Source organism: Chitinophaga parva, from assembly GCF_003071345.1.
Classification (GTDB): Bacteria; Bacteroidota; Bacteroidia; order Chitinophagales; family Chitinophagaceae; genus Chitinophaga; species Chitinophaga parva.
Genome location: NZ_QCYK01000001.1, coordinates 511,110 through 522,861, shown reverse-complemented (window position 1 = coordinate 522,861; position 11,752 = coordinate 511,110). Strand labels below are relative to the sequence as shown.

10 protein-coding genes and 1 tRNA gene are annotated in these 11,752 nt (G+C 53.1%); 5 read left to right on the top strand and 6 right to left on the bottom strand.

All coding sequences use genetic code 11. The features are described from left to right. Window positions 1–123 precede the first annotated feature (123 nt). Entirely contained in the window at window positions 124–1,125 is a 1,002-nt protein-coding gene (locus tag DCC81_RS02290) for an alpha/beta fold hydrolase (protein ID WP_205686245.1), read from the bottom strand. Window positions 1,126–1,408: 283 nt separating this feature from the next. Between DCC81_RS02290 and typA the strand changes: the two genes are divergently transcribed. Further along, complete coding sequence (gene typA / locus DCC81_RS02285) at window positions 1,409–3,217, top strand: translational GTPase TypA (RefSeq protein ID WP_108686438.1); 1,809 nt, start codon at window positions 1,409–1,411, stop codon at window positions 3,215–3,217. Window positions 3,218–3,361: 144 nt separating this feature from the next. Here the strand turns inward: typA and DCC81_RS02280 are convergent, their stop codons facing one another. After that, window positions 3,362–3,688: a YbaB/EbfC family nucleoid-associated protein gene (locus tag DCC81_RS02280; RefSeq protein WP_108684973.1), complete on the bottom strand. Its 327-nt coding sequence runs from the start codon at window positions 3,686–3,688 to the stop codon at window positions 3,362–3,364. A 176-nt stretch (window positions 3,689–3,864) separates the two neighbouring features. Here DCC81_RS02280 and DCC81_RS02275 point away from each other — a divergent pair, with 176 nt between their 5' ends. The 4 genes from DCC81_RS02275 (at window position 3,865) to DCC81_RS02260 (ending at window position 9,219) form a co-directional block, all read left to right on the top strand. Next, window positions 3,865–5,106 carry an NAD(P)/FAD-dependent oxidoreductase gene (locus DCC81_RS02275; RefSeq protein ID WP_108684972.1) on the top strand — a complete coding sequence of 414 codons (1,242 nt, stop codon included), beginning with the start codon at window positions 3,865–3,867 and terminating at the stop codon, window positions 5,104–5,106. A gap of 112 nt (window positions 5,107–5,218) precedes the next feature. Continuing rightward, entirely contained in the window at window positions 5,219–7,771 is a 2,553-nt protein-coding gene (locus tag DCC81_RS02270) for a DUF3857 domain-containing protein (protein ID WP_165806405.1), read from the top strand. 45 nt (window positions 7,772–7,816) lie between these two features. Continuing rightward, window positions 7,817–8,548: a hypothetical protein gene (locus DCC81_RS02265; RefSeq protein WP_133177507.1), complete on the top strand. Its 732-nt coding sequence runs from the start codon at window positions 7,817–7,819 to the stop codon at window positions 8,546–8,548. Continuing rightward, window positions 8,548–9,219, top strand: coding sequence for a DUF2306 domain-containing protein (locus DCC81_RS02260; RefSeq protein ID WP_108684969.1), 672 nt, complete (start codon window positions 8,548–8,550; stop codon window positions 9,217–9,219). Before DCC81_RS02265 ends, DCC81_RS02260 begins: the two co-directional genes overlap by 1 nt. 15 nt (window positions 9,220–9,234) lie before the next feature. Here the strand turns inward: DCC81_RS02260 and DCC81_RS02255 are convergent, their stop codons facing one another. From DCC81_RS02255 to DCC81_RS02240, 4 genes are all read right to left on the bottom strand, one after another. Further along, entirely contained in the window at window positions 9,235–10,377 is a 1,143-nt protein-coding gene (locus DCC81_RS02255; RefSeq protein ID WP_108684968.1) for a tetratricopeptide repeat protein, read from the bottom strand. A gap of 88 nt (window positions 10,378–10,465) precedes the next feature. Continuing rightward, window positions 10,466–10,541 (bottom strand) — tRNA-Thr (locus DCC81_RS02250). Window positions 10,542–10,610: 69 nt separating this feature from the next. Further along, window positions 10,611–11,171, bottom strand: coding sequence for a GNAT family N-acetyltransferase (locus DCC81_RS02245; protein ID WP_108684967.1), 561 nt, complete (start codon window positions 11,169–11,171; stop codon window positions 10,611–10,613). Beyond that, window positions 11,158–11,529, bottom strand: coding sequence for a DUF7674 family protein (locus DCC81_RS02240; protein ID WP_108684966.1), 372 nt, complete (start codon window positions 11,527–11,529; stop codon window positions 11,158–11,160). The genes DCC81_RS02245 and DCC81_RS02240 overlap by 14 nt, the downstream gene beginning before the upstream one ends. Window positions 11,530–11,752 lie beyond the last annotated feature (223 nt).

Genomic DNA, 11,752 nt, shown 5'->3' with positions numbered 1-11,752 from the left:
CTAATGGGAAAAGCATTTGAAAACAAAAAAGCGCCTCTTTTTAAGGGGGCGCTTTTTTGTTTTGACCAAGTCAATTATCTTGTATTGACATTGTCAATTAATAGTTATAAAAGTAGTTGAAGATCAATTTTTAAGGAATCCAGAAACCAGTTGTATGAACTGGTCAAATACCTCCATATGCGGCGCATGGCCCACGCCTTCCAGCAATTCCAGGCGGCAACGGGGAATGCGGCTGGCCGCGGCCTTACCCAGTTCGGGGTAATTGCCCATCGTGGCCTTTACCTCGGGCGTTACCCGGTCTTTGCCAATGGCGGTACGGTCCAGGGAGCCGATGATGAGCAGGGTAGGGGCCTGGATCTTTTCTATTTCGTAGATCACCGGCTGGGTAAAGAGCATATCGTAACACAGGGCGCTGTTCCATGCCACTTTGGGATAATCGGGGCTCAGGGTCTGGCTGGCCTGGAGGGCGGCCCATTTGTCGTAAGCCGGTTTCCACTGGCCGTGGAAGTAGCTTTCCAGCTGGTATTTTTTGATCTTTTCGTAGTTCTGCTTCAGCTCTGCGGTGTACCATTTATCTACATCCTGGTAGGGCACTTTCAGTTTCCAGTCTTCCAGGCCGATGGGATCTTCCAGCACCAGTTTGGTCACCGTTCCCGGGTACTGGATGGCAAAGCGCATAGCCAGCATGCCACCCATGGAGTGGCCCAGCACCACGGCTTTTTGGATGCCCAGGCTGTCCAGCAGGCGGTGGGTATTCTCAGCCAGCAGGTGCAGGGAAAACTGCAGGTGGGCCGGCTTGTCAGATTTGCCAAAACCCACCTGGTCTGGCACTATCACCCGGAAGCCCTGGGCGGATAGAGCGGTGGCAGTACTATCCCAGTAGGCCCCGCCAAAGTTCTTCCCGTGCAGCAGCACCACCGTTTGCCCGTTGGACTGGCGCCCGGGTATGTCCATGTAGGCCATGCGCAGGGCATTGCCTTGCAGGGTCAGGTTGAAATAATGTACGGGAAATGGGTACTGGTACTGTGAAAAGGTGGCGTCATTGGGCGTGATCTGCTGCTGTGCGCGGAGCCCGCTCATGGTAAGCAGCATAGCGGCCAGGAGCATGGGGAAAAATTTTTGCATCGTTCGTTGTTATAAGGTTATGCTTTGGCAAATCTAAGGCCAGGGGCATAGTAATTGATGCAGGTTTAACACTCATTTTATCAGAGAGGGCCGCCCGGGGGATAAAAACCACGGAAATGCCCGTTGTATGAGCTTTTACCGTTTCATTACATTTATTTAAAATGGCGGTACCCGCTTATCCACTATCTTTTCGTACCTTTGCGCCGCGTTTGGGCGCCCTTTGTGTTCGCACAGCGCATTCTTTCACCAACAAAACAAAGCTCCGCCGAGGCGGATAATGTGTATGCAGATTAGAAACATTGCCATCATTGCGCACGTAGACCACGGTAAGACTACCCTGGTGGATAAGATCCTCCATGAGACCAACGTATTCCGTGCCAACCAGGAAACGGGTGAGTTGATCATGGATAACAACGACCTCGAAAGAGAGCGTGGGATCACCATCCTCAGTAAGAACGTGTCCGTTGAGTACAAAGGCACCAAGATCAATGTGATCGATACCCCGGGCCACGCCGACTTTGGCGGCGAGGTAGAACGCGTACTGAAAATGGCGGACGGCGTGATCCTCCTGGTGGACGCCTTTGAAGGCCCCATGCCCCAGACCCGCTTCGTACTGCAGAAAGCCCTGCAGCTGAACCTGAAACCTATTGTAGTTATCAATAAAGTAGACAAGCCGAACTGCCGTCCTGACGAAGTGCATGACGCCGTATTCGAATTGTTCTTCAACCTGGACGCTACTGAAGAGCAGCTGAACTTCCCGACCTACTATGGTTCTGGTAAGAATGGCTGGTTCAACAGCTCCCTGGAGCAGTGTGAGAACATCACCCCCCTCCTGGATGGCATCCTGGAACACGTTCCGGAACCTAAGATCGAGGAAGGCACCCTGCAGCTGCAGATCACTTCCCTGGACTACTCCACCTTCCTGGGCCGTATTGCCGTAGGTAAAGTAACCCGCGGTTCCATCAAGGAAAACCAACCCTTCTCCCTGATGCGTGCTGATGGCTCCGTGGTAAAAAGCCGTGTACGCGAACTGTACGTGTTTGAATCACTGGGTAAAAAGAAAGTGCCGGAAGTACTGGCCGGCGATATCTGCGCCGTGGTAGGCCTGGAAGACTTCACCATTGGCGATACCATCGCTGATTTTGAAAATCCCGAAGCACTGCCCATCATCGCCGTGGATGAGCCCACCATGAACATGATGTTCTCCATCAACAACTCCCCCTTCTTTGGTAAGGATGGTAAGTTTGTGACCTCCCGTCACCTGCGCGACCGCCTGATGAAGGAAACGGAAAAGAACCTCGCGCTCCGCGTGGTGGATACGGATTCTGCCGATAGCTTCCTGGTTTACGGCCGTGGTATCCTTCACCTGGGCGTACTGATAGAAACCATGCGCCGTGAAGGTTACGAACTGACCGTGGGCCAGCCCCAGGTGATCGTAAAACACATTGATGGTAAAAAATCTGAGCCGTACGAGATCCTGGTGGTAGACGTACCGGAAGAATTTGCCAGCAAGGTGATCGACCTGGTAACCCGCCGCAAGGGTGAAATGCTGATCATGGAAACCAAAGGCACCATGCAGCACCTGGAATTTGAAATTCCCTCCCGTGGCCTCATCGGCATGCGTACACAGATGCTGACCAACACTGCCGGTGAAGCTGTAATGGCCCACCGCTTCAGCGAATACAAAGCGTGGAAAGGCCAGATCCCCGGCCGTGGCAACGGTGTACTGCTGTCTAAAGAAGGTGGTACCACTACCGGTTACTCCCTGGACAAACTGCAGGACCGTGGCTCCTTCTTCGTAGATCCGGGTGAAGAAGTTTACGCAGGTATGATCATCGGTGAAAACAACAAACCCGGTGACCTGGTAGTAAACCCCAATGAAGGTAAAAAGCTGACGAACATGCGTGCGAGCGGTTCCGATGCAGCTACCAACATTGCGCCCAAGATCCAGATGACACTGGAAGAGTGCATGGAATACATCCAGCACGATGAATGCATCGAAGTAACGCCGAACCACATCCGCATGCGTAAAGTGCTTTTGAACGAAGAAGACCGCAAGCGTGTGGCCAAGTCCATGAAGACAGAAGCGTAGTCAGATGGCAGCATTGCCGGGCTAACGCTCAAAAATATAAATCCCCGCAAGTTTCAACGCTTGCGGGGATTTTTTTATGCCGGTATTTAGCGGGCCGGCCGGCTGCTTATAGGCCGTCGATGTAATACGCTGCAACCTGTCAATTTAAAACAAGCCGGACAGCCCCGGGATATTCAGCCCGCCCAGCATGCCGCTGGTTACGCCGGCCATTTCCTTGTCATACGCAGTTTCTGCACTTTTCAGGGCACGGTTCAGCGCCGTGATCAGCAGGTCTTCCAGTTCTTCTTTGTTGTCTGCATTGACCAGGCGGTCTGCAATTTCCAGTGATTGTACTTCACGGCTGCCGCTCACTACTACTTTTACGGCGCCATCGCCGGCTTCGCCAGTATGGCTGGTAGCAGCGGCGCGGGCCTTGGCATCCGCCATTTTCTGCTGCGCTTCCTGCAGCTTTCCCATAAGATCTCCGAACATAATTAAGGTGTGTTTGCCGCAAAGATAAATAATCGCAACTAACGTGTTAATTTGCAGCATCGTTATACCTGTGCGCGGGTAACATCCGTGCGCCGGTAGTGATTTACCAATAACGGTTGACCATTAACAATTAAGGATTAACCAGTAACTTAGGCATCTCAACCACAGCAAATTCTATGATTGAAACAACCGTCTGCGTGATCGGTGCAGGCCCCGCCGGAGCGGCTGCCGCCCTGCAATTGCAGCAATTCAATATTCCCTGTGTAGTAGTGGACAAAGCGGTGTTTCCACGCGATAAAGTATGTGGCGATGGCCTGAGTGGCAAAGTGCTCACCTGCCTGAACCGCATTAACCCTGAAATTGGTACCCGCCTCATGGAGTTCCAGGCCAAGCAGGGCAGCTGGGGCGTAACGTTTGTGGCGCCCAACCGCGCCAGCCTCGATGTGGCTTACAGGCCGGTGTATGATAAAGCCCAGGAGCCTTCGGCCGCGGGCTATGTATGCAAGCGCATGGATTTCGATAATTTCCTGGTGGATGAGCTGAAACGCTGCGAACAGGTGCAGTTGTTTGAAGGCCAGTCCATCGATAAATATGAACTGCAACCGGATGGGTATGTGCTGCGCGATAATGCCGGCACCTTTGTCGTGAAGGCACAGGTGGTGATCGTGGCAAATGGTGCCCACAGCGGGTTTACAAAGGAGGTAGCCAAGATCACCATGGAGCCCAGGCATTACATTGCGGGCATACGTGCCTACTACCAGGGCGTTACCGGCATGCATGAAGACAGCTTCATTGAACTGCATTTCCTGGACGAGCTGCTGCCCGGTTATTTCTGGATCTTCCCCCTGCCTAATGGAGAAGCCAACGTGGGCGTAGGTGTGCTGAGTGAAGTGGTGCGGAAGAAAAAGCTGAACCTGAAAAAAATGTTGCAGGACACGCTGGAGAAAGACCCGGTGCTGAGCAAGCGCTTTGAAAACGCAGAGCTGCTGGGCACTGTAGATGGCTATGGCCTGCCCCTGGGCAGCAAGCGCCGCACCCTTTCCGGCGACCGCTATATGCTCACCGGCGATGCCGGGTATCTCATAGATCCTTTTACCGGCGAGGGCATTGGTAACGCGCTGTACTCCGGCCGCATTGCCGCGCAGCAGGTAAAGGCCGCACTGGAAGCCAACGATTTTTCTGCTACGCAACTGAAGAAGTATGATGATGAAATATACCGTGTACTGGGACCGGAGCTGCAGCTGAGTACCCGCATGCAAAAACTGGTACAGCGCCCCTGGCTGTTCAACCTCCTGCTGCGCATCGGCATGCGCAACAAGCAGCTGCGGGAGTTGATGTCGTGCATGTTTTACGAGGTGGACCTGCGCAAGCGGCTTACCCGTCCTTCATTTTACCTGAAATTGCTGCTGAACCGCTAGCCGTTGCCAACGCGGCTTTACGGCGGTGCATACTGCTTGTTTTTGACCGTAGCCCCTTGCCCGAAAGGAGCGCTTTTGTAAGAGGAATATGTGTAGGTTTAGATCACTCTTATTGGCCCTTTGTTGTTGGATAACCTGCCTGCCGGCAAGGGGGCAGGCCAACCGTTTCAGCATAGCCCCCAAACCCACCTGGCTGGCGCCTTACCAGCCAGACCTGGCCCGCCGCCCGGATAGCAAGCGCATTGCGGAAGGATACTACCAGCTGCTGTTTGAAGAGCAGATCCAGGTAGAGCAGAAAAGTACTTACCGCCACATCATCCGCCAGATCGTTTCAGAAGCCGGCATCCAGAACGGATCACAGGTGTCCGTGGAGTACGACCCGGCTTATGAACAGCTGATCTTTCACCATGTACTGATCCGGCGCAATGGGGAGGTGATCAGCAAACTGGCTGCCCGCAACTTTAAGTTCCTCCAGCAGGAAGAAGACCTGGACGCTTTCATCTACAGCGGTACATACACCGCCCACCTGATCCTGGACGATGTGCGCAAAGGAGACCAGATAGAATATGACTACACCATTGTGGGCCGCAATCCTATTTTTGAGCATCCCTACTTTCACACCTTTTATCTTACCAGTTACGAGCCGATCGTTAATTTTTATAAATGCCTGATTGCAGACAGCAGCCGGCATTTTACCTTCCGGGGCTTTAATGGTGCACGCCCCCTGCAACGCAGCCTCCATGGCCACGACGCGTGGTACGAATACAAGGGCGATGTGCCCGTGCTGGAAGATGTGGACAACGCCCCTTCCTGGTACACGAACTTTCCTTTTGTGCAGGTGAGTGAGTACAGCAACTGGAAACAGATCGTGCAATGGGCGCAGCGCATCAATGTGGTGAAAAGCATGGGCCCGTTGCTGCGCAACAAGGTATATGGGCTGAAAGCCGCCACCGGGGCGGATCGTACGGCATACATGGAAAAGGCTATCCGCTTTGTGCAGGATGATATCCGCTACATGGGAATAGAGATGGGAGAGAATTCCCACCTGCCGCATACCCCGGACCAGGTGCTGGCCCAGCGTTTTGGCGATTGCAAGGACAAGTCCCTGCTGCTTTGCACTATTTTAAGGGCCAATGGCATAGCCGCAGATATGGCGTATGCCAATACCGATGAAGGCCCCATCCTGCAGACCTACCTTCCCACGCCCGATGCCTTTAACCACGCCATTGTGCACGCCTCCCTGGATGGCAAAAGCTACTGGATAGATCCCACCATTGCCTACCAGCGCGGTACCCTGGCTACCCTGGCCACGCCGGATTACGGGCAGGCCCTCATTGTGAACGACAGCAGCACCGGGCTAACGGCGATGCATACACGCCAGGCTGGGGAAGTAACCATCCGTGAGGAATTTTCCATCCCGGACGACAACCAGCAGCATGCCTCCCTCCGCGTGATCTCTGATTACACGCACTACTTTGCAGATGATATCCGCAATGAATACGCCAGCAACAGCGTGAAAGATGAGGAAGACAATTTCCTGAGCTTCTATAAAAAACTGTACGGACGTGTGAGCCTCAAGGATTCACTGGTAACGGTGGATAGCCTGCGCAGCAATCACTTTCACAGCGTGGAGCTGTACACCATACAAGATCCCTGGAAAACAGACAGTACGGATCATGACAAACGGGTATTCTATTTCCGGGCCAAGGCCTTCCTGGATGGACTGAGCCCCGTGGATGACGCCCAGCGCAAAGCCCCGGTGGCACTGCGTTTCCCTTTCCGTATGCACTACACGGCCACCTTTGACCGGGCAGAGGATTTCCCGGAAGAGGCCAAGGAGTTTGAGATCAAAAATGCCTATTACCGCGTCCACTTCCGCCCGGAGCTGGAAAATGATGAAGTGGTACTGCATTATGATTATGAAACCTACACAGACCATGTGCCGGTGGCTTACCTGAAACAATACATAGCGGACCTGGACCGCATTACCGGCCTTTGTTACCTCTCCTCCACCCAGCTGGATGACCGCGCGGCTGGTAATGGTAATCTGGAAAAGGCGGGCAATACCCTGATGGTAAACTACCTGGCCCTGGTGATAAGCTTGTTGGTACTGGGCATTTTCAGCTGGCTGGGATGGCGGTACGTGCACACCTACCGCGACATGCAGGAATATTACGGCTATGCGCAGAACCTGGGCGGATGGCTGCTGCTCCTGGGCCTGGGCCTGCTGATGTCTCTCCTGGCGCAGCTGGAGCATCTTTTTAACCTGCCGGTGTTTAACTATATGGAGGTGACAAAGTACACCAGTAACAAGGGCATGCAGAACGGCTCCGTTACGGAAACGTTCATGATGTTGCAGCTGATCGTGCACCTGTTCTTTTTCGTATACACCATCCTGTTAGACCTGCTGTTCTATTTCCGGCGGGATGTTTTCCCGCGCACGGCCATCGTGTATTTTGCGGCGTATGTGGGCTGGGGGCTGCTGGAGTGCCTGCTGGTGCGCAACCACCCGGCGCTTGGCAGCATTGGGAATGTGTATATGATGCTGGCCTGGAACACGGTGGGGGCGCTGATCTGGATACCTTACCTGTACTTTTCCCGCCGCTCCCGGGAAACCTTCCTGCTGCCCCACGTATCGCAGCTGGAGCATGGGCGCAGGGAGTAGCCGGTTTCCATCCCTTTACTTTATATTTACCTAAATTTTATCCCTTTGAAACGATTGACCCTTTTAGCATGCAGCGCTATGATAACCATGGCCGCATGCCAGACCAACAACAAGACGGAAGCCGGTACTACCACCGATTCTGTACGGGTAGCGGGAGCTGCAGCGCCGGACCTCAAAGGCCTGTACCGCTCCAATGATTTCAGCAGCAATGAAGAGCCCCTTTTCCTGTACATTAATTTTCACAACGCTTACCATGTGGCCGGGTATGACCAGCATAAAGGCCTGAAGCGCAATGTGAGCGGTAACGTGGTGCAGGAAGGCGATCACTGGAAACTTACCCTGCGGGAGCCGGGAGATAACCCGTTTGATGGCGTGTTTGAACTGGAGATAGACACTGCCGGCAATGGCCACGGCACCTGGACGCCGAATGACAAGCAGAAATTGAAGGCACACAGATTTTCACTCGTGGCGGTGCACCTGGAAGACAACCGGCTCAGTGGTTACCAGGGAGACCATTGTGATATTTCCTTTGAAGATGATGGCTCCGTGGTGATGAACTACTACCCTAAAACAAGCGACAGCACCTTTGCCCCGCAAATGCTTACCCTGCGCGGTGCTTACAATGTTAAAGATACCACCGTGTACCTGCACTGGCGCAATGCCGCTGCCGGGCAGCCTAATACAGATACCATGTTCCTCCGTTACGACGGCGAGGGAAAGGACCGCTATATTATGGGCCTGCACAACCGTGATTTTGAATTTTATATGGGTGAGTAATGCGGCAGGTCATCCATACAGGCCTGCGCTGGCTGGCGGTCTTGCTGATCCTTTGGGGAAGTGTGCTGATGATAAGGCTTTCACTGCCTTACGCCGCCTTTTACCGGTATACGGACTTCCTGATGACCAAGCAGCTGGTATACGCCAATCATTACTGGCGGTTTAGTTTTTATGTGCATGTATTGCTCAGCAGTTTTGTATTGATCACCGGCCTGTTGCAGTTCAGCAGATGGCTGTTGCTGCACCGGCCCCGCTGGCACCGGCTGTGCGGGAAAATATACGTGGTGATCGTGCTGTTTTTTAGCGGACCGGCAGGGTTGGTAATGGGATTTTATGCCAATGCCGGCTTCTGGGCACGGCTTAGTTTTGTGATCCTGGCGGGGCTGTGGCTGTTCTTTACCGCCATGGCCTGGCTTAAGATCGTGAAAGGCCGGTGGCAGGCGCACGCCACGTATATGCTTTACAGTTATGCCCTTACTTTATCAGCACTTAGCCTGCGCTTTTATGCACTGATGATAGGCATGCTGCATTTGCCGATACATCCCAGGCCCGCTTACATTGCCATTTCCTGGCTTAGCTGGACCCTCAACCTGCTGATCGCCTGTTTACTGGTACGCACTAAATTTTTACAGCGGTATGCTCCCGTGGAACGTACCGCTGTAAACAAATAAAAATTCCCTTATGGGCTACCGCATGGTCAGTGCCCCATTGCGCGGCACAAAGTGGCCATCCTGGCCCAGGCTGTAGCTTGCTTTATTCAATTCTTTTTGTTCCTTCAGTTTGTTATTAGCGTAACCGGAATCTTCCACTTTCTTTTCGTACACAAGATCAAAGCTGGTAATGTCAAAGTCGCCGTTAGCCTTTATGGTGGCTACTTTGAAAGGATCAGACAACTTTTCACGGCCACCGATGAGCATTTTATCTATCAACTTGCCGGTTTGGTTGTAGCTGGCGATGTAATACGTGAAAGGAATAGCGGATATTTCAGATCCGTCTTCTGAATCAAATACTTCATGGGAGGCATATACCAGGGTGCGTACACTGTCTGTGTTGCGTACCGTGCCCACCGCCAGAAAATCCTCGCCGGTTTCACGGGAAAACTCCACGGTGCGCATCTCTGCCACATAGCGCTCATATTCAAAAGAGATGGTGGGGAGTTCGTGCGTGGTACCATACTTCATATCCAGGGTGGTAGGCAGCTCCAGCACGGGCATATCGTGGGTGAATTGCGCCCACTCCATCTTTTCAGGATCCACGCCGCGGGTCAGCACATCCCGGATGCGCCACTCGAAATAATCCTGTGCAGTAGGGTTCATCCGCAGCAGGTCGGGGTCTTTCAAGATGTTCTTGACATTGGGATACCCAAATTCAATGGCGGTGATCACGTATTCTGCGGCGGAATCGCCTTTGTTCAAATGCGCATAGGCGCAGCCCATGTTGAAGAACACCCTGTAGAGGGGCTTGTAGTTCATGGCCTCCGCCACAGCATAGGCGTGCAAGGCTTCACCGGGCTTGTCCAGGTCCAGCAGGGCATTGCCCATTTCGTAATAGGCCTTGGCCTGTGGTTGCAGGAGAATGGAGGCTTTGAAAAGGGACAGGGCGCCCCGGGGATCTTTCTTGTTCCGGTATTTGTCAATGGCTGCCAGGAACTTTTTATCTGCCGCAGGGCTGGTGCCGGTGGTGCCTTTGAACACCATCATGGCCGTGTCCAGGTCCAGGTAATTGTTTTCGGTAAGGGTAATGCCGGAGTGATTTTGGGCCGTGTTGCTGCTCTGCGGGTGGCAGGCGCCCAGTACTACAGCCAGTAAGAACAGGGATAGGTAACGCATGGGGATGAGTGATGTTTTTTGTGTGCTAAAGATAAATAAAAAGGCGCACCGGTAAAGATGCGCCTTGGGGAAACAGTTTTGTTGCTGCTGGAGCCAACGATGGGACTCGAACCCACGACCTATTATTTACGAAACAATTGCTCTACCAGCTGAGCTACATTGGCAGGTATGCAAATGTAAAAAAAACAACTGCATACCACCAACGGCAGGCCGGGAAAATTTAAAGCAGGTGTTTAGGCATGTTGTGCCTCCGGCATTGTAGGGTCAAACAGCATGGCGGTGCACAGGCAGTTGTGACAACCTTTGCTGCATAGGATAGGGTAGTTGATGCAACTTTCACAGCCTTTCCAGAAGGCGGTGTCTGTAGTAATATCATGATAAGCCACCGGCATGAAACCCAGCTGGTTATTGAGTTTCATGACCGCGCCACCCGTGGTGATGCTGAATATTTTTGCATCCGGGTACAGGTGGCGGCTCAGGTCAAACACGGTGCGTTTGATGGCGGAAGCCACCCCCTGGTTACGGAAAGCGGGAGCTACAATCAGCCCACTGTTGGAAACAAATTCACCCTGCTGCCAGGTTTCCAGGTAGGAGAAACCTACCCAGGTACCATCGGGCAGAATGGCAATAACGGCTTTGCCCTGGAGGATTTTCTGTATAATGCTTTCCGGGCTGCGGCGGGCAATGCCCGTACCGCGTACCCTGGCGGAAGCTTCCATTTCGTTTACGATCTCACTGGCATATATCGTGTCTGCGGGCAGTGCTACCCGCACAATGACCTCACTTGTTTCCATGATGTTGTTGGTTTAATTGTTCCTGGATATAAAATGGATATATATTTTCCGGTATCAGATTGCAGCGGTCTATCCGCTCCCGGTTGTCTTGCAGGGGCAGCTGGGCCAGGTCGTGAATGAAAATGCCGATGATGGCTTGTTTCACAAATTGGTTACCGCGGGAATAAAGCCTGCCGGCGGCTTTCAGGCAACGGGCTGCCACGGCATAATTATGCGTGAGCAACTGGTCGTGCGTAAAGCGTGTGAAGCAGGTCATGGTGTCGTACAGCTGGAACACGGCCGGCAACTGGCGCAGGCGCTGGCGGAGGCCGGGCACGCTGTCTTCCAGGTAAGCGGGTACTTCATACTGGTTCATCATATGCTTGCGTTTAAGGACAGCTATACCGGCCAAACTTTGTTCCAGGTGGCTGGTTTTTGTGCCAATGGGCCATGGTGGCGCACGCCAGGGTAGACAAGCGCGCAGGAGGACCTGGAAACCATGCAATAATTGAAAACCACTTCCAAAACGGAATGGTATGGAACTGGTGGGAGTTGATGCGTGTTCTGCTCTATTCCCGATAACCGGCGGCCGGAGCGGCTTC